Origin of the sequence: Salinimicrobium tongyeongense, assembly GCF_026109735.1 — a bacterium.
GTDB lineage: Bacteria > Bacteroidota > Bacteroidia > Flavobacteriales > Flavobacteriaceae > Salinimicrobium > Salinimicrobium tongyeongense.
This window is the reverse complement of record NZ_CP069620.1, coordinates 1,304,788-1,323,502: the sequence shown is the minus strand read 5'-3', so window position 1 is coordinate 1,323,502 and position 18,715 is coordinate 1,304,788. Positions and strand designations below refer to the sequence as shown.

General features: G+C 43.5%; 17 protein-coding genes. 8 read left to right on the top strand and 9 right to left on the bottom strand.

Going from position 1 to position 18,715, the window contains the following annotated elements; all coding sequences use genetic code 11:
- Positions 1-26: 26 nt before the first annotated feature.
- Positions 27-1,400, bottom strand: coding sequence for a saccharopine dehydrogenase family protein (locus JRG66_RS05805; RefSeq protein WP_265164874.1), 1,374 nt, complete (start codon positions 1,398-1,400; stop codon positions 27-29).
- A 79-nt stretch (positions 1,401-1,479) separates the two neighbouring features.
- Between JRG66_RS05805 and JRG66_RS05800 the strand changes: the two genes are divergently transcribed.
- Positions 1,480-1,869, top strand: coding sequence for a DUF423 domain-containing protein (locus JRG66_RS05800; protein ID WP_265164872.1), 390 nt, complete (start codon positions 1,480-1,482; stop codon positions 1,867-1,869).
- 78 nt (positions 1,870-1,947) lie between these two features.
- Positions 1,948-3,549: a phosphoenolpyruvate carboxykinase (ATP) gene (gene pckA / locus JRG66_RS05795; protein ID WP_265164870.1), complete on the top strand. Its 1,602-nt coding sequence runs from the start codon at positions 1,948-1,950 to the stop codon at positions 3,547-3,549.
- A 66-nt stretch (positions 3,550-3,615) separates the two neighbouring features.
- On the opposite strand, the gene JRG66_RS05790 is transcribed toward pckA, so the two are convergent.
- Both JRG66_RS05790 and JRG66_RS05785 read right to left on the bottom strand, forming a co-directional pair.
- Positions 3,616-4,368: a uroporphyrinogen-III synthase gene (locus JRG66_RS05790; protein ID WP_265164869.1), complete on the bottom strand. Its 753-nt coding sequence runs from the start codon at positions 4,366-4,368 to the stop codon at positions 3,616-3,618.
- An 11-nt stretch (positions 4,369-4,379) separates the two neighbouring features.
- On the bottom strand, positions 4,380-5,048 hold the full coding sequence (locus JRG66_RS05785; RefSeq protein WP_265164868.1) for a DUF4271 domain-containing protein: 669 nt from the start codon (positions 5,046-5,048) through the stop codon (positions 4,380-4,382).
- Positions 5,049-5,149: 101 nt separating this feature from the next.
- Between JRG66_RS05785 and JRG66_RS05780 the strand changes: the two genes are divergently transcribed.
- The 3 genes from JRG66_RS05780 to JRG66_RS05770 are packed head-to-tail and all read left to right on the top strand — an operon-like array spanning position 5,150 to position 7,714.
- Positions 5,150-5,881, top strand: a complete 732-nt coding sequence (locus tag JRG66_RS05780; protein WP_265164866.1) for a polyprenol monophosphomannose synthase — start codon at positions 5,150-5,152, stop codon at positions 5,879-5,881.
- Positions 5,881-7,221 (top strand): dihydroorotase, encoded by a 1,341-nt coding sequence (locus JRG66_RS05775; protein ID WP_265164864.1) that lies wholly within the window; start codon positions 5,881-5,883, stop codon positions 7,219-7,221. The genes JRG66_RS05780 and JRG66_RS05775 overlap by 1 nt, the downstream gene beginning before the upstream one ends.
- A gap of 1 nt (position 7,222) precedes the next feature.
- Positions 7,223-7,714, top strand: a complete 492-nt coding sequence (locus tag JRG66_RS05770; protein WP_265164863.1) for a DUF4296 domain-containing protein — start codon at positions 7,223-7,225, stop codon at positions 7,712-7,714.
- A gap of 2 nt (positions 7,715-7,716) precedes the next feature.
- Here JRG66_RS05770 and JRG66_RS05765 read toward each other — a convergent pair whose 3' ends face one another.
- The gene (locus JRG66_RS05765; RefSeq protein WP_265164861.1) at positions 7,717-8,736 is read right to left on the bottom strand and encodes an SDR family oxidoreductase; all 1,020 of its coding nucleotides are present in this window, start codon (positions 8,734-8,736) and stop codon (positions 7,717-7,719) included.
- Positions 8,737-8,818: 82 nt separating this feature from the next.
- Between JRG66_RS05765 and tyrS the strand changes: the two genes are divergently transcribed.
- A complete protein-coding gene (gene tyrS, locus JRG66_RS05760) occupies positions 8,819-10,114 on the top strand; it encodes a tyrosine--tRNA ligase (RefSeq protein WP_265164859.1) in 1,296 nt (431 codons plus the stop codon).
- A gap of 129 nt (positions 10,115-10,243) precedes the next feature.
- Here tyrS and JRG66_RS05755 read toward each other — a convergent pair whose 3' ends face one another.
- The 4 genes from JRG66_RS05755 to JRG66_RS05740 form a co-directional block, all read right to left on the bottom strand.
- Entirely contained in the window at positions 10,244-11,215 is a 972-nt protein-coding gene (locus JRG66_RS05755) for a LuxE/PaaK family acyltransferase (protein ID WP_265164857.1), read from the bottom strand.
- Between the two features lie 52 nt (positions 11,216-11,267).
- On the bottom strand, positions 11,268-11,606 hold the full coding sequence (locus tag JRG66_RS05750) for a T9SS type A sorting domain-containing protein (protein WP_265164856.1): 339 nt from the start codon (positions 11,604-11,606) through the stop codon (positions 11,268-11,270).
- 165 nt (positions 11,607-11,771) lie between these two features.
- Positions 11,772-12,941 (bottom strand): beta-helix domain-containing protein, encoded by a 1,170-nt coding sequence (locus JRG66_RS05745; protein ID WP_265164855.1) that lies wholly within the window; start codon positions 12,939-12,941, stop codon positions 11,772-11,774.
- Between the two features lie 29 nt (positions 12,942-12,970).
- Positions 12,971-15,736, bottom strand: a complete 2,766-nt coding sequence (locus JRG66_RS05740) for a TonB-dependent receptor (RefSeq protein WP_265164854.1) — start codon at positions 15,734-15,736, stop codon at positions 12,971-12,973.
- 188 nt (positions 15,737-15,924) lie between these two features.
- Here JRG66_RS05740 and JRG66_RS05735 point away from each other — a divergent pair, with 188 nt between their 5' ends.
- Together JRG66_RS05735 and JRG66_RS05730 are read left to right on the top strand one after the other, a co-directional pair.
- On the top strand, positions 15,925-16,614 hold the full coding sequence (locus tag JRG66_RS05735) for a response regulator transcription factor (RefSeq protein ID WP_265164852.1): 690 nt from the start codon (positions 15,925-15,927) through the stop codon (positions 16,612-16,614).
- Positions 16,614-17,660, top strand: a complete 1,047-nt coding sequence (locus tag JRG66_RS05730) for a sensor histidine kinase (RefSeq protein WP_265164850.1) — start codon at positions 16,614-16,616, stop codon at positions 17,658-17,660. Before JRG66_RS05735 ends, JRG66_RS05730 begins: the two co-directional genes overlap by 1 nt.
- Here JRG66_RS05730 and JRG66_RS05725 read toward each other — a convergent pair.
- Positions 17,628-18,686, bottom strand: coding sequence for a glycosyltransferase (locus JRG66_RS05725; protein WP_265164849.1), 1,059 nt, complete (start codon positions 18,684-18,686; stop codon positions 17,628-17,630). The two genes, JRG66_RS05730 and JRG66_RS05725, sit on opposite strands and share 33 nt — an antisense overlap.
- Positions 18,687-18,715 lie beyond the last annotated feature (29 nt).

Sequence of the window (18,715 nt, the reverse complement as noted above, 5' to 3'; positions counted from 1 at the left end):
AAAGATCAATTATAGATCTTTAAGCCTCAATTTCCCACCTCACCAAAAGGGTTGTATCCAAGGTATTCTATTTGTTCTTCTTTAAATATTATGCCGTTCTCGGCCAGCTCTTTTAAAATAGGATCATACACCTCTTTTGTAATGGGAAGTTGCACACCTGGAGTGCTAATGGTGCCGTTTAATATCTTTAGAGCGGCAATGGCCACAGGCAAACCTACAGTGCGTGCCATGGCGGTTCGCGTTTGATCCTGACCGATATTCACCATCGTGGCATCTATTTGTTTCTTTTCGCCATTGAGTTCGTATCCAAACTTGTGGTACATAACGATCATATCTTTATCTTCGGGGGAAAGCGACCATTTATCGGTCAATATCTTCTGAAGGATCTCGGCCGGAGTGGCATTTTTGAGCCCCACTTTTTTGTCGGGGTTAAAGAGGTCGAGTTCAAGCAGCTTGTCCCACATAATATCGTCCTGATCTATCTTCAGGTTGTGCCTGAATTTTAATTCCACAGAATCTGTAGGGGAGTAGGGGAGAAAAGAATTCACAAAATCCCGGTAGCTCATGTCTTCAGAATTTTCCATAGTGTAGCTGTCATCTGTCATTCCCAGCTGTACAAACATATTCCAGGCGCGGCTAAAGCCAACTCGGCGAATGGTGCCCCGATAGAGGGTGAGGATGTTGTCGAGGCCGTAAATGCTCTTGTATTTTAGGGAGTTGCGATTGGCGTAGACTTCAAATTTCCCATAATCTTTCACCTCAAGAAACTCAGTTCTCCTAAAAAGTCGGTTGTAAGGAATGTATTTGAATTTTCCTTCCTGTATAAATTTTGCCACGCCGCCCTGGCCTGCGACAACAACGTTGCGCGGGTTCCAGGTAAACTTGTAGTTCCACAGGTTGGTGTCGCTTTCGGGAGCTACGAGTCCGCCGGTAAAAGATTCAAAAAGGAGCATTTTTCCTCCTTCTTCGCGAATGCGGTCTATCACCTGCATGGCACTCATATGGTCAATCCCGGGGTCTACCCCAATTTCATTCATAAAAACCAGGCCCTTCTCCTTAACGGCATCATCCAGCTGCTGCATTTCTTCGCTAATGTAAGACGCAGTGACCATATTTTTCCCATAGTTAAGGCAGTCTTTAGCCACTTCTATGTGAAAACGTGCCGGAAGCATGGAGATCACAATATCGGCATTTTGAACAGCCTTCTCCCTTTCTTCTTTTTTAAAAATATCAAGTGTAATGGCTTTTGCCCGGGGGTGGTTACCCGCCAGTTTTCGTGCATTTTCTACTGCCAGGTCTCCAATAGTGATCTCAAGATCTTCAGAATCGGCTTTTTTCAGTAAATATTCGATGAGCACAGAGGTGGATTTTCCCGCACCAATGATAAGAATGTTGCGCATAAGGCTAAACTTTGAGTATGTTTGTTAATTGTTTGGATAACGAATTTAACTAATTGGCAGCGTCTTTTAAAATTATACTATGAACAGGAGTTTATTGATCACCGGTGGATTGTTTGGGGTTATAGCCATTATTCTTGGGGCATTTGCAGCCCATGGATTAAAACCTCTGCTTTCTTTGGAGAGCATGCAGACTTTTGAGACAGGGGTTAAGTACCAGATGTATAGTGCTTTATTTCTTCTTGTTCTTGGCGGTTTGCCCATAGCTTCTGAAAAAGTTAAAAGTATTTGCTTCTACTTAACACTTTTTGGGGTTTTATTTTTTTCCGGATCCATATATCTTTTAGCCACAAATAATCTCACTTCTTTTGATTTCAGGACTATTGCCCTCATCACTCCCATTGGAGGTACTTTGATGATCATCGCGTGGATAGTGTTGTTAATCAGCTTCTTTAAGTTAAAAAAGAAATAAAAGAAAATAGCCTCTGCTGTTTGTTTACAAGTTTTTCTACTTTTGTTCACCTAAACAAACCACTCAACTAAACTTTTTATGTTGGCTAAAAAACAATTTACGAAAACGATTGCGTTGGAACATTACGGTATTAATAATGCAGAGGTACACTATCAACTTTCTCCAAAAGAGCTACATGATATTACTATTGAAAAAGAACAGGGGGTAGAAGCTTCGTCGGGAGCTTTGGCGGTAAACACAGGTGAATTTACCGGAAGGTCTCCCAAAGACAGGTTCATTGTAAAAGATGACATTACCAAAGATAAGGTCTGGTGGGGAAATATAAACATCCCTTTTGATCCCGAAAAGTTTGATGCTCTTTATGAGAAGGTAACCCATTATCTTTCGGGGAAAGAAGTATTTGCCAGAGATTCTTACGCATGTGCAGATGATGAGTACCGGCTTAATATTAGGGTAATTAATGAATATCCCTGGTCTAATCTCTTTGCCTATAACATGTTTTTACGACCTGAGGAAAGTGAACTGGATAACTTTAAGGAGGACTGGCTTGTAGTCAATGCCCCGGGTTTTATGGCCGATCCTGAAGTAGATGGTACAAGGCAGCACAATTTTGCCATTTTGAACTTTACCAAAAAGATCGCTCTTATTGGAGGTACGGGATATACCGGGGAGATCAAAAAAGGCATTTTCTCAGCCTTAAATTTTATTCTGCCGGTAAATAAGAACACCCTGCCCATGCACTGTTCTGCCAATGTGGGAGAGGAAGGTGATACCGCGATCTTCTTCGGACTTTCAGGAACAGGGAAAACAACGCTTTCGGCCGATCCTGAAAGAAGGCTTATTGGAGATGACGAGCATGGCTGGACCAAAGAGAATCGTGTCTTCAATTTCGAAGGCGGATGTTATGCCAAGGTGATCAACCTTACCGAAGAAAATGAACCTGATATTTACAGGGCGATAAAGCCGGGCGCCATACTCGAAAATGTCATTTTGGATGAAAATGGGGATGTGGATTTTGAAAATACTGAAATTACCCAAAATACCAGGGTGAGCTATCCTATACATCACATTGATAATATTCAGGAGCCTTCTATTGGTGAAAATCCGAAGAATATATTTTTCCTCACAGCCGATGCTTTTGGGGTTTTGCCTCCAATAAGCAAATTAACTCCCGGGCAGGCCGCTTACCATTTTATTAGCGGGTATACTGCAAAGGTAGCAGGTACCGAAGCAGGTGTAGATGAGCCCATTCCAAGCTTTTCTGCCTGTTTTGGTGCGCCATTTATGCCATTACACCCCACCCGTTATGCCGAAATGCTTAGCGCCAAGATGAAAGAGAACAATACCAATGTTTGGCTGGTTAACACCGGCTGGACCGGCGGACCTTACGGAGTAGGTTCCCGAATGAAGCTGCGTTACACCAGGGAAATGATCTCTTCGGCACTTGAAGGGAAGCTTGATCATGTAGAATATGTTCAGCACCCGGTATTTGGGTTGCAGATGCCGGTAGAATGTGAAAATGTACCTTCTGGCGTGCTCAATCCAAGAAATACCTGGAAAGACAAAGAAGCTTATGATAAGAAAGCCAATCAGCTGGCCGAATCTTTTCAGCAGAATTTTGAAAAATTCCGGGAGCAGGCCAATGAAGAAATTCTTTCAGGTGCTCCAAATGTGTCATAAAAAGAACATGTTTAAAATTAAAAAAACCGGCATTTGCCGGTTTTTTTATGTCCAATTTTTAAGGATCTAATGAGCTTTTTTATTCTGTTCCTTGATATACTTTTCAAGGGCCATGGTCATGGAAGGAGTTTCGGGGGTTGGTGCCTGAATGTTCACGACCAGGCCGTGATCTTTGGCAGCTTTCACTGTAGTGTTCCCAAAAACTGCAATTTTAGTGTCGTTTTGTTTAAAATCGGGGAAGTTCTCAAATAATGATTTGATTCCGCTGGGGCTAAAGAACACCAGGATATCATAGAACACTTCCCTAAGGTGGGAAAGATCACTCACCACTGTTCTGTAGAAAACAGCTTTCTTCCAGTCAACCCCAAGTTTATTTAGGGTCTTTGGCACGTCGGGCTTCAGCATATCTGAAGACGGCAGGAGGAATTTTTCGTTTTTGTACTTTTTAATAAGGGGGGAAAGTTCAGCAAAAGTCCTTTTTCCAACATAGATCTTCCGCTTGCGGTAAACCACGTACTTTTGCAGGTAATAAGCAACGGCTTCGCTCTGGCAAAAATACTTTAAAGTATCGGGTACTTTAAATCGCATTTCTTCAGCAATTCTAAAGAAATGGTCAACAGAATTTCGACTGGTAAGTATAATTGCTGTATAATTTGAAAGGTCCACTTTTTGCTGTCTTACGTCCTTTGAAGAAACGCCCTCGACATGGATAAACGGGATAAAATCTATTTTTACTTTTTGTTTTTCTTCAAGATCAAAATAAGGAGAATTTTCAACCTTCGGTTCTGGCTGAGATACCAAAATTGTTTTCACTTTCATATACATTTTTTTTATTCACCCTGGAACTTGGTAACCAGCTTATATAAAATATAATAGGGCCCAATTTCAAGAGCGCAAAGATACAAAATAAAATAAAACCAATGGGTCGCAATGTACTGTCGGTTTTTGATAAAAATACTGAGCAGGGTAATCAAATTCATGAGTAAAATCACCCCCAGCAAAATGTACAGCACCAGCCGGGTTGGCTCCCATGTATAAATAAAAAATATAGATATGGGGAGTAGTATAAGGGCCATAAAGTTGCGGTAACTAAGCTTGTAGAACAGGTAATAGTTCATTTGCTCGTTCACCGAGACCACATCTGCCAGGATCTTTTCCAGCGAAAATTTAAGCAGGACAAAAGTAGCGTATGCCGTCATGATCCTTAGAAAAGTAATGCCCGGCCTGTCTGGGTGCCCCTCGCCAAATGTGAGGTAGTAAATATAAATGAACAAGCCGGCCGAGACCACGTTAACAGCAAAGAGCAAGATGTTGAAAGGATGAAAAAGATTAGGGTCTTTTCCCTTCAACAGGAGGTACTTATCTGTAGCGAACAGCATGCTAAAGTGCGCAAACCTTTGCGTAAAGGCATACTTTGCCACTACCAGCAGGCCAAACACCAGCACCAGCATGAGCGTGATCCAGTCTTGCGAAACTGCGTGTCTTTCTATAACTTCCAAACAAAGATATTTTATGCAAAGGTAGGATTTATACCATTAAAAGAAGTTTTAAAAGACTATCCTAAACTTTAAAAATAGTTACATTTGTCCAAAAGAATTTTATGCCAGATGGGATTGTTATAATACCCACCTACAACGAAAAAGAAAATATAGAAAAGATCATTAAAAATGTCTTTTCTCTTCAGCGCAATTTTCACGTTTTGGTGGTGGACGATAATTCTCCCGATCAAACTGCCGGGATCGTAAAATCCCTTCAACCGGTCTATAAGGATAAGTTGTTCTTAATTGAAAGGGAAGGGAAATCTGGCCTGGGTACTGCTTATATCAAAGGTTTTGAATGGGTGTTGGAACGGGATTACAAGTACATCTTTCAAATGGATGCCGATTTTTCCCATAATCCCAATGATTTGATACGCCTGTACAATGCCTGCAAACGAGGCGGGGCCCAGGTGGCTATTGGCTCCAGGTACAAAACCGGCGTAAATGTAGTGAACTGGCCCATGAGCAGGGTACTGTTGTCATGGCTGGCCTCAAAATACGTTCGTTTTATAACGGCCATGCCTGTGGAAGATACCACGGCAGGTTTTGTTTGTTATGACAGGGAGGTGCTTGAGAGGATACACCTTGACAAAATCAAATTTGTGGGTTATGCCTTTCAAATCGAAATGAAGTTCAAGGCTTACCTGGCAAAGTTCAGGATCGTGGAGGTGCCTGTGGTGTTTACCGACAGAACCCGCGGAACCTCAAAAATGAGTGGTTCGATTATTTGGGAAGCTGTTTTTGGAGTTATAAAAATGAAAATAAACAGTCTGTTTAATAAGATGACGATATAATGAAGAAGGTTTTAATTAAGAATGCAAAGATTGTCAATGAAGGTTCTATCATTGAAGGAGATGTTTTTATTGAAGATGGAATTATTAAAGAGATCGCTTCAAGTATAAGTGCCAAATCTCCCAACCTTAATATCGTTGATGCCGAAGGTAATTATCTTATGCCCGGCCTTATAGATGATCAGGTACATTTCAGGGAGCCGGGGCTTACCCATAAAGAAACTATTGAAACAGGCTCTAAAGCAGCTGTGGCAGGCGGTATTACTTCATTTATTGAAATGCCCAATACCCAGCCGCAAACCACGACCATAGACCTTCTGGAAGAAAAATACAAGCTGGCCGAAAATGTGTCTTATGCCAATTATGCTTTCATGTTTGGCGGAACAAACGACAACCTGGAGGAGATCAAAAAAATAGATCCTAAAACAGTTCCGGCCCTCAAATTATTTTTGGGTTCCTCTACCGGGAACATGCTGGTAGACGACGAAAAAGTGCTGGAGAGCATCTTCAAGGAATCGCCTGTGCTTATAGCTGCTCATTGTGAAGACGAAAAAACCATTCAGGAAAATCTAAAGAAATATACAGAACAATATGGAGATGATATTCCTGTAGAGCTGCACCCTGTAATTCGAAGTGAAGAGGCCTGTTACATATCTTCTTCTAAAGCTGTGGCGCTCGCTAAAAAAACGGGTGCGAGATTACACGTTTTTCACCTGTCTACGGCAAAAGAGCTCAAACTGTTCGACAGTAAGAAGCCTCTTAAAGAGAAAATGATCACTGCGGAAGTTTGCGTGCACCACCTTTGGTTTAATGACAAAGACTATGAGAAGAAAGGCACTTTTATTAAATGGAACCCTGCTGTAAAGACCGAAAAAGATCAGGAAGCCTTATTAAAAGGTTTGATTGATGACAAGATAGACGTCATCGCGACAGACCATGCACCCCATACCCGCGACGAAAAGAAGAATGTATACACCAAAGCTCCAAGTGGCGGCCCGCTGGTGCAGCACGCCTTGCCCGCAATGTTGCAGATGTACCACCAGGGTAAAATTTCGCTGGAGAAAATTGTAGAGAAAATGTGCCACAACCCGGCCATTCTTTTTGACATTGAAAAGAGAGGATTTATAAGAGAAGGTTATAAGGCCGATCTTGTCATTGTCGATCTTAATGCGCCCTGGGCTGTACAGCCAGGAAATACACTTTACAAATGTGGCTGGTCTCCTTTTGAAGGAACCACTTTTAAATCGAGGGTGACCCACACCTTTGTGAATGGAAATTTAGTGTACAAGAATTTCAATTTTACACCTTTTGTAAAAGCAGAAAGGTTAAAATTCGACAGGTAACATGAAAAAGCTCCTTTTAATTTTCATGGTGTTTTCCGTGTTGGTTTCCTGTCAGGAGATCACCCGCAGCTCAAAACCCGATAATCTCATTCCTGAAGATAAGATGGTTGAGGTGCTCACAGAAATTTCCCTGCTCCACGGGGCAAGGTCGTATAACAAGGCACTCATGGAAGAAAAAGGAATTAATGCATACCCTTACCTTACAAAAAAGTACGGGATAGACAGTACGCAGCTGGCACAAAGTAATGAATATTACGCCCAGAACTACAGACAGTACGAAAAAATTTATGAGCGGGTAAAGGAAAATCTTGAACTGTTAATGGCCGATTATGACTCTATTAGGGAGGCCAATGAAAAAGTGAGGGATTCCCTTAGAAAAAGGCCTGAAAATGACACTTTGATACGGCGCGGGTTTAGCAGGGATACATCAGGAATGCTTGAGCCCGATCCCAGGCTTCCCATGCCTGTTTCGAAAAGCCGGGTTCAGCGTTAAAATTATTTCTGAAGGTCTTTTTTGTAGAAAGAGGCTGTTTTTTCTATTACTTCTGAAATAGGTTCAAATTCAAAGGCCATTTGTTCCTTCAGTTTTGCTGAAGAATAAAATGAATGCTCAAAAAGGCTTTTTTGAGACCTCTTTTCCAGTTGTTTTTCCCGGTTTGAGAAAAGCCCTGAAAGTTCCTGCCATAACCAGCCGGTAAAGACCATCCATTTTTTCAGGGCCTTTGCAGGTGCGGGCTGTCCAAAAGAATTTGCTGTCATAGCAAACACGGTCCTGAAAGAAAGGTTTTCAGAAACAACTAAAAATTCGTCATTTTTGACAGGTGAGTCCATAAGCTCCTGCAAGACCTTCACTACATCCCAAACCCCAACAAACCCGGTAGTTTTCGGAACATAGTAGTTGAGTCCGCCGTGAATTTTTTTGAAGATCCTGCCGCTGCCACTATTCCAAAATCCCGGGCCAATGATGATTCCGGGTTTTACGATCACCACCGGGACTCCTTCCTGGCTTGCGCGCCAAACTTCCATTTCAGCACCGTATTTGGTAATGGCATACATACTGTGATTGAGTTCCTTGTTCCAAAAAGACACTTCAGTGATCTTATCTTCTCCCGGTTTTTTGTCGAGAGTGGCAATGGAACTCACAAAACAGAGTTTCTTAATTTTATTTTTAATGCACAGGTTCACCACGTTGGCTGTGCCTTCAATGTTCACCTTCCGCAGTAAAGCATCTTTGGAAGTGTCAAAAGTAACCAGCGCAGCAGAGTGGTACACTTTATCAACACCTTCAAAAGCCTGTTCGAGACTGGGAATATCAATGATATCTGCTTTTACCCATTCAATTGCTGAAAATAGCTCTTCTGCCCTGGGCCGTAAATTTGTGTAAGAAAATACTCTTTTTACGGCCTCCAAACTTGCCTGGCTGCGGTAGATTGCACGAACAGATTTGCCTGCTTTTGCAAGATCAAGCAGTAAATGGGAACCAACCAAGCCTGTGCCTCCGGTGACTAGAATCATGAGGTAAATATAGCTAAAACCGCTTAGGAAAAATGAAGCTTTATGGTATCTTTACGGCTGTTTTTACTTCAAAGAAAAGATCATGAACAAGAATTTTGTAGAAGAATTGACCTGGAGGGGAATGATTCACGACGTGATGCCCGGCACCGAAGAGCATCTTTTGGAAGGCCTTAGGTCTGCCTATGTAGGAATTGATCCCACAGCCGATTCTTTACATATAGGTCACCTGGTGGGGGTTATGATGCTCAAACATTTCCAGGAGGCGGGGCACAGGCCGGTAGCCCTGGTAGGAGGAGCTACAGGAATGATTGGCGACCCTTCGGGAAAATCGAACGAGCGCAACCTTCTTACTGAAGCAACCCTGCTTCAAAATCAAAACGCCCTCAAAAATCAACTGTCTAAGTTCCTCGACTTTGAAAGTGAGGCCGAGAACGCAGCAGTAATGGTGAATAACTATGACTGGATGAAAAACTTCAGTTTTTTGAGTTTCATTCGGGATGTTGGGAAACATATTACCGTGAATTACATGATGTCTAAAGACAGTGTAAAAAAGCGGTTGTCTTCAGATTCTTCCGAAGGAATGTCTTTTACCGAATTTACTTACCAGCTTGTGCAGGGTTATGATTTCCTGCATTTGTACAGGGAGCTTGATTGTACCCTGCAAATGGGCGGCAGTGACCAGTGGGGGAATATCACCACCGGTACCGAGCTTATTCGCAGGATTGGCGACGGGAAAGGTTATGCCCTTACCTGCCCTTTAATTACCAAGGCCGACGGTACAAAATTCGGGAAAACAGAATCGGGGAACATCTGGCTTGATCCTGCACGTACCTCCCCATACAAATTTTACCAGTACTGGCTCAACACCAGCGACGAAGACGCCGAGAAATTCATAAAAATATTCACTTTTCTTTCAAAAGAGGAAATTGAAGCGCTTATTGCGCAGCATAAAGAAGCTCCTCATTTAAGGGAGTTGCAGCGTAAACTGGCAGAAGAAATTACTATCATGGTACATTCGGCAGAGGAGTATGAGAATGCGGTGAAGGCTTCGGAAGTGCTCTTTGGAAAAAGTACCGCCAATGACCTCAAAAAGCTGAATGAAGCTACTTTTCTCGATGTTTTTGAAGGCGTGCCCCAGGCACAAATTTCCCGCGAAGATGTTGAGGCAGGGCTCGATATGATCGCGGCACTTTCTGCAAAGACCGATTTCCTCAAGTCGAACGGAGAGGCCCGAAGAGCTTTAAAAGAGAATTCGATCTCGGTGAATAAAGAAAAGGTTACCGAAGATTATACGATTACCACAAATGACCTGCTTAACGATAAATATGTGATTATCAATAAAGGCAAAAGAAACACCTACATTTTAAGGGTTGAGTAAATAAGATAGCCCCCTTGCTTTTGAGGGCGAGGGGGCTTCTAACTAACCAACCAATTATGAAAACATAATCTAACCGTACAGTAAGTCGGCATAAAATCAATTCCTTACACTACGGGTAATTATTTTTTGTTAAAAAACCATCAGGTTGCAGCCTCTTATGTCGCTGTGGTCAAAACGGCCAAGAATTTCAGTCTTTCCGCCGCCTAAGTTTTTCCCGAGATCCTGGGTGGCAATAAAGGAGCAGGAATTGATGTTGGCGAGGTCTGCCACATTGATCCCGCCCGATTTTCCTTCGGGTAGCAGGCTCATGGCGTCTTCGGGTTCACGAATAAAGATCTTCATCCAGGGCGGGCATTCAAAAATGCCATTTTTGAGGGCGTATGCCTGGGAGAGTAGTTCGGTCATCCCGTATTCGCTGTGAATAGCCGGTACGCCCAGGCCTTTTTTGAGCACTTCGTGAAGTTCGGTGCGTATCATTTCCTTGCGCCGGCCCTTCATTCCGCCGGTTTCCATCACAATAGTATGCTTCAGGTTTAAAGTGTAGTTTTCCACAAGATCGAGTAGGGCAAACGAAACTCCAATCAGTAATGTTTTTTGCCCTTTTTCTTCGAGTTCTTTCAGCTTTTGAACCAGCGCATCGAGGTTGTGCAGGTAAAATCCACTTGCCGGGTTATTGCTTTTTTCGATAAGGTCCTGCACCATGTAAATTAAGGAAGAACCTTTTCTTTCAAGATAGGAAGGAAGAAGTGCAAGCACGGCATAATCTTCAACATTACTGTAGAAATGTGTGAAGCCCCTGCGGAAACTTTCCTCATAAACCTTCACATCGGTAACATAGTGTTTGCTTGATTGTGTGCCGGTGGTGCCGCTGCTGGTAAAAACCATTTCAGCGGAAGCTTCCGAAGAAATTATTTTGTGGGATTTAAAGAGGGAGATTGGCAAAAATGGTATTTCTTCAACGTATTTTACCTCTGCCGGGCTGCGGTGCACCAGGTTGGCAAATTGCTGGTATACAGCATTGTTTTTGTACTGGTATTCAAATACCTGCAGGGCCTTTTTGTTGAACTCCCCTAAAGTGGAAATAGAAAATACGTCCTTCAAATCTTTATAAAAATTGAGGACACAAAGGTACTGAATAAAATAAAGGAACTAATTATCTTACCACGAGCTTTCGGGTGGCAGAGCTTCGACCTTCCTGGATCCTCATGATGTAAACCCCGGGATCGAGGTTGGAGATATTGAGCTCATTGCCTGTGAGTTGTGCAGAAAGCACGCTGTTGCCCAATACATTATAAACCTCTATGCGTTTTGCTTTTCCGGCTTTGGTGTTAATATACACTTTTTGCCCTGAGGCAGGATTGGGAAAAATAGAAAGCCCTTCTATAGGAACTTCTTTTGCAGGAGGTTCGGGGGCTGATACCTGTGCAGAGACCGGGCTCGATAAGAGCAAAAGGCCAATGATCATAAGAGGGTACAAGTAGAGTTGTTTCATTTTCAATACGGTATCAATTCAAAATTACAATAAAAAATTCAAAAACCGCACCAAATTTTAGTTGGGGAAAAGTTAAAGCGTGATTTCTACACAATAATTTTCAAAAAAAGGGGTTGCGATGCCGCAACCCCTTCAAAACAAATCTATTAAAAAGTGGCTAATTCATTAAAATTCCTGGGCAGGATCAAGGTTGCTCCAGTTCTTAAAAGCACTGAGGTCAGCTCCTGTTGCGTTCTCATCAAGTTCAAGCAGATCACCTGCTACATTGGTCTCATCAACATTGTTCACCAGTAGGCTCTCACTGTATTCGAAGTGCGAGCCGGTAAATTGTAGTTGGTCATTCTCTACTTCCTGCAGCTGGTCGTTGAGGAAAATGATAGTTTCATAATTTGTTGCTACTATATTCTGGAAAATTCCTCCCGTGCCCTGTTTTAGGTCAAATGCAGCCTTACCGCTTCGGTTATGGCCCAGAATACTCACATTCTTTACCGTGCCCATTGAACGTGGTTCGGCGTTGTTCTCACCTTTTCTGTTGGCCAGTTCAAAGGCGAAATCGCCCACGCCGTCGTATTGAACAATAGCAAGGTTAGTAAGCGTTCCGCGGTAACCTTCATCCCAGTCTACAGAATCATCTTCCATACCTATGGCCACAAGGTTTTTGGCATTTACGGTGCCCCCGTAAAATTCAAAACCGTCATCGGCACCTTCAAAAGCCTCAAGGTTTTCAAGTACCGTACCGCTGCCCACTGCAAAGAAGGAGAAGGCATTGAATTCAAACTGCCCGTCTGAAGAGGCCTGCCCTGCATATTCTACCCTCACAAACTTCAGGCTGCCCGAGCTGTCCTCATCATTGGTTCCGCCGTAAGGCAGCTGTCCGGCTTCGGAGATCGAGGTTCCGCCGGGAGCATTCATTTTAGCGCGGCCATGAATTCCAATGCCGCCCCAGTCGCCGTCGCCGCCTTCAGAATTTTTATTTTCAGAAGTAAAAACTATGGGTTTTGCAGCTGTGCCTTCGGCGATTAGTTTTCCGCCCTGTTCTACAAACAAAAGGTTTACTCCTGCCGCCTGGTCTGCGGCGCTTACCGTAAAAGTTGTGCCTGGCTCTATGGTGAGGGTGGCGCCATCTTTTACTGAAACTGCGCCTTTCAGGTTATAATTTCCTTCTTTAACAAGCAGGTCGTCGGTAATATCGCCCTCAAGAACGCTTCCTTCAAGCACGCCGGTGTCACCTCCCGTGCCGGGATCGGGGTTTGGTACATCGTCATCACTGCTGCACGAAAAGAATACTGCAGAAAGTACAAGTGTAAACACGGTTTTTAAAAAGTGGTTTTTCATTTTTTACTGATTTAGTTGAATATTTAAGATTAAAATTTATAGGTTAGTGAGGCCCCGTATGTGGTGCCGGTATCAAATGATTCTATGGTGTTGCTGAATTTCTCCGGAAATCTTATCTCACGGGTTGGATCCTGAAAGAACTTTGTTTCTTCATGGAGCAGATTTCTCGCAGTTAATTTGAGCCCCCAGTTTTTGTTGAATTGCGTGGCCCATACCAGGTCGAACTGATTTATTGGTTTTTCGTAAATCTCATCGGCTCCTTCAACTCCTACGGCATAAATTCTTTTTCCGAAGCTGTTGTAAATAAGGTTTAGGGAAGACTCTGTGTTGCCCTGTTTAAAAATCTGGTAAAGCAGATCGGCGTTGATCCCCCAGTTTGAAGCTCCCTGTAACTTTCGATTTTTATGGGTCACTGCTGCGAAACGCGGATTGCTTTCTTCGGCAGTTGCTTTAGAGTCCATCAGAATTCCGTTAAAGCCTACAGATAACCTGTCAAAAATGGCATTTTTGAAGAGGCTTCCTGCCTTGAACCTCGCTTCGGCCTCTATTCCGTAGAGAACAGCTTCATCAAAGTTGTCAAAATAGGTCCTGTAGCCTACCGATGTTGCCCGGGCCAGCCGCTCAATGGGATCGTCAAGGTACTTGGCAAAAACGGTAATGGCGAATACTTCTTGGCTGGTAGGGAAAAGCTCGTATTTGAGGTCAAGGTTGTAATTGCGGGAATTTAAAAGATCGGGGTTTCCAATTACCTGGTTGCCGTCGCCATCCTGGTAAACGCTTGGCAGGATCTCCCTCATTCTTGGGCGGGTAGTGGTGACAGACGAAGCCAGCCTTAGGTTGGAGGTTGCGTTTAGGTTGTACTTCAGGTTAAGCGAAGGGCTAAGATCGAATGGTTTATAAATAATCCTGCTGAATTTTGTGTCGAGAGGCTTTTTATAAATGATCTCCCCGGGTGCATATTCTGCCCGCACGCCTATATCAAGTAAAATGTCGTCCCATTCTTTCAAAAAGATGAAATATCCTGCATGTATAAATTGATCTACCTGAATGTCAGGTGAAGTGGGGCTAAAGTTTCCCGAATACTGAAGGAATCCTTCGGCAAAACCTTGTTGAAAGAAAGCTTCAGGGTCATTGGTGTTAAGGTTTGGCAGGTCAGCCGAATTTACCTGAGCCGTGATGGTGCGGGTGAAAAAGTCGTAATTTATTCCGTCGAAATTATGGCCTGCCTTGATCCTTGTGGAGAAGGTGTTGTCTTCTTTTCTCTGAATTCCCAACTCGTACTCCAGGCGTGAATTGTAACTAACATTTTCCAGTTCCTGGTAAAACCTGAAGGGGTTGATGCCGTTTGTGGTAATATACTCGGCATCTTCGCCGGTTCCTGCTGCGCGCAGCAGCCTGCGGTCGGGGATATTGTTGTTGCCCAGGCCTGCAGAGCCGCCAAAATGCAGTTGATGTTTTTTGTTGTCCCATTCCAGATCTCCCAGGAGCTGGAAAGTGAGCATGTCATTTTGTGTGTACCGAATATCGCGGATAAAGAAATCTTTGTTGTTAAGCTGGGTAAATCCGTCATTCCTTCCATAGGCTTCCCTTATAAAATTGGAAGTATTCTGAAGATAGATGGTATTGAAGTTCAATTTCAGTTTATCAAAGCTGTGGTAATCCAGTGCCAGTAAAGCCGATTTTCGGGTGGAGAAATTGTAGGTTGTGGTGGTAAAATCCTGGCCTGCGGTGCCTTCAGAATTTAATGTGCGTTCTACCCCCTTGTTCTTTTCGTAAGAATTGCGGTAGTTCACCCCCAGGTAAAGGCCCAGGGTTTGTTCGTTGTCACTCAGCAGCCTTTGCCCGTGCGTGATCCCAAAAGTAGTTGCCAGCGGGGCAGTTATTGTCTCGGGAGTCCAGGAAGTGGAAAAGGGGCTGGAAGATTGTGAAGCTGAAGAGGGCAATTTCCTGCTGCTGCCGGTATAACCCAGATATTCGAGTTCACTGCTTTTATCCATACGGTAATCTTCAAAGGTGGCGTTGGTGTTGTAGTTTACGCCAATGTTCAGGGTGGTAACAGGCTTTGAAGGTGCCGTAATGGTATTGACATTAAAGGTTGCGCCCGCAAAATCCTGATAGAGCGAAGGGCTGAAGGTCTTGTAAACATCAATGTAGCTCACAATATTCGTGGCGATATAGCTGAGGGGAATAATCTTGAAATCGGGGTCAGATGATGCCACGGGAAGTCCGTTCATCATCAGGAAGTTGTAGCGGTCATCGAGGCCTCTCACAAAAATCCCGCGGTCTTCTGCCATACTGATCCCCGAAATCTTTGAAAGTCCCTGTTCTACGGTATTGATCCCTTTCCTGTCAAGTTCTTCAGAGCCTATGGCCTGTTTTATCGCAATGGCATTCTTCTGCTCTAAAAGCAATGCCACCTCAGAATCGGCTCTTGAGACCGTAGAGATAACAACTTCATCAAGGGAAGAGGCAGTGGTCCCAAGTTCGGTGTTTATCTCTGTTACTTTACCCGATTCGACTTTAACATTGGAGACCTCAAGCTGTTCGTATCCAATAAAGCTGAAGGCAATGGTGTAATTTCCGGGTTCCAGGTTTTCGATTTCAAAGAGTCCGTTCACATTCGTGGTGGCGCCTGTACCTGTGCCTTTCACCAGCACATTGGCAAATGGCAGGGGCTCGCCCTGCATTTCTTTATCGGTCAATTTTCCGGCAATGCTTCCGGTGGGGTGGTTTTCCTGTGCCAGCAATCCTGTGAAGGAAAGAAGTACTGCGGCAGTAATCAAAAGAAGTCTCATTTTTGTCAATTTTCTCTGCCGCAAAGAAAACTCCTCAATGTAACTGTGGCGTTAGCTGAAAATTACCAATAGATCAACTTAAAGTTACGCCTGATTAAATTTAAGGTTAACAGAAGGTTATCAATGATTGGTGGTGAAAGGCGACATAATTATTATCTTTACTTTTACAGGGTAAATCAACCACACCCATGAAAAAAAATGAAATTTGTATTCTTTTGGTCGATGATGAACCCGATATCATTGAGATTATAAGGTATAATCTGGCTGCTGAAGGTTACCGCGTGGTAACTGCAGAAAATGGCAGGCAGGCACTAAAGGTTGCCAGGGAACATCATCCTCATCTCATTATTTTAGATGTAATGATGCCCGAGATGGATGGCATTGAGACCTGTATTCAAATGCGGAAGGAACCCGAGCTAAGCAACAGCATGATCACATTCCTTACCGCCCGCGGGGAAGATTACTCTCAAATGGCCGGGTTTGATGCCGGCGCAGATGACTATATCACCAAACCCATAAAGCCAAAAGTGCTTATTAGCAAGGTGAAAGCTTTGCTGCGCAGGTTCAACAGCGGGGAAACCGGAGGAAAACCCGAGATCATAAGCACCGGGAATTTGGAGATCAACAGGGAAGAATACAAGGTCGTTAAAGGTGGAGAAGAGGTGATGTTGCCAAGAAAGGAATTTGAGCTGCTATATTTACTGGCATCCCAACCGGGGCGGGTTTTTCAGCGAGACGAGATCCTTGAGCGGGTTTGGGGCAATGAAGTGGTGGTTGGCGGCCGCACCATAGATGTGCACATCAGGAAACTCAGGGAAAAAATTGGCGATGGGAGTATACAAACCATTAAAGGTGTAGGTTATAAGTTTGTGGAATAATGGCTAAAGGCTTTAGGCGCTCATATAAATTTGCAATAAAGACCTCAATTTATGTGTCGCTCTTCCTTACGGGAATATCGGCTGTATTTCTAATTATCCACAATGCTTATTCAGAATGGGCACTGCTGCTATACGGTATTTCCTGTTTCATTTTTGCATTTTTCATCATCCAGTACAGGGTTGAATTCTTTATTTATAAAAAAATAAAGAAGATATACGAGAATGTGAGCATGTTGAGTTCCACTCCTCTCAACCCCGAGCAGGTCACTACCGATATGACCACGCTCTCCCAGGAAGTTCAAAAATTTGCTGAAGGTAAAAAGCTGGAGATAGAAGCCCTTAAAGTGCGGGATTCTTACCGCAAGGAATTTATGGGCAATATCTCGCATGAACTCAAAACGCCACTTTTCACTGTGCAGGGATATATAGAAACGCTCTTAGCCGGGGCCATGAAAGACAAGACCGTGCGCAAACAATACCTTTCAAGGGCAGCCAAAGGGGTGGAGCGGCTGGTTTACATAGTTCAGGACCTCGATATGATCACCAAACTGGAAACAGGGGAGCTTAGGCTTAAACCTGAAGTTTTTGACATCGTGGAAGTGGTTCAGAATGTATTTGACCTCCTGGAGATGAAGGCCGCAAAGAAGAATATTACCCTAAGCTTTGAAACTCCCTATGCACCTGTTTGGGTAAAGGCAGATAAGGAGAGGATACAGCAGGTGGTGACCAACCTCATTGTAAATTCCATAAAATACGGAAAAAACGATGGCACCACCGAAGTTGCCATTGAAGACCATTCCAAAAAGAAGATCATTATTAGGGTTAGCGATAACGGGGAGGGGATCCAAAAAGAGCATATTCCGAGGTTGTTTGAGCGCTTTTACAGGGTAGATAAGAGCGGTTCCCGCAAGGAAGGCGGTTCTGGGCTTGGCCTGGCTATAGTAAAGCACCTGCTCGAAGCCCACAAAGAGAGGATTTTTGTAGAAAGCACCTACGGCATGGGAAGTGAATTTTCATTCACCCTTAAAAAGGCCAAAAAGCTTTGAGAAATCACAAACGAACTGTAGATCCTTTAATCCGGAGTAATGTTTCACCTGATGCAACTTGGCAAGGCTAAAATCTTCTTGCATACAGGTTGGGGCAAAGCCCAGTTTTTGCATCCTTCCGGCTAAATATTCCTGTTCAAACTGTCCGGGTGTGGGAATGAAAAAAGCCCTTTTTTCAAGCCTGGCAAGATCCATAAGTGTGGTGTACCCAGACCTTGCTATCACCACTTCGCTGCTGTTCAATGCCTGTTCCAGTTCCTTTCCAAAAAGGTAATTTTTAATGCTGAGGTATGGTGTGTTGAGGCGGGGAGCTTTTTCATCTACCACGCCCCTTACAAACAAAATCCTTCCGGAAGATTTACTCAATTCCTTCAGGAGAATTTCTTCCAGGATACTTCTCTGTGGTTCCGGTCCCGAGAGCAGTACCGTATAGTCATATTTCCGTGGTAAATCTTCTTTTTTAAACCTGCTAATGACCCCTAAATAATTTACTTCTGGAAATGCCATTTTTGAATGTCCTAAAACCCCGCTTAGGTTTAATTTTCCGGGGGCATCGGGAACCCAGTACTGGTCGTATTTTTTGATGTACTTCCGGTGAAGCCGGCTGCTTAAAAATGTGGTGTTGCCCGAGAGCACGTTGAGCTGGTGGGTGATGTAAACACTGGGTACATGTGGGTGGCGCACACCAAACCGGTTATCGGAAATTATTCCGTGTAAATTTAATTTTTCAACCAGCAGCTGTGTTGCCTGCTTTTCCTTTCTGATGTTTCTTAAAATGTGCGGACTGTCAAAAAGCAGCTTCAATTTTAAAAGGCTTCCCTTTTTGGTGTAGGTGATATTATAAGAGGGTAATCCAAATGCCTGCAAATGTGGAAACTCCTTTTTAAGAAGGGTGAGCGCAGCACCGTCGGATGCTAAAATAGGGGTAAAACCCTGTTCCTCAAGCTTTTTTATGATAAGAATACAGCGGGTGGCATGACCTAAGCCCCAGTTGATTGGCGCAACCAGGATCCTTCTACTTTGCATAAAACAATTTTATTGGAAAAGCCTGTGGA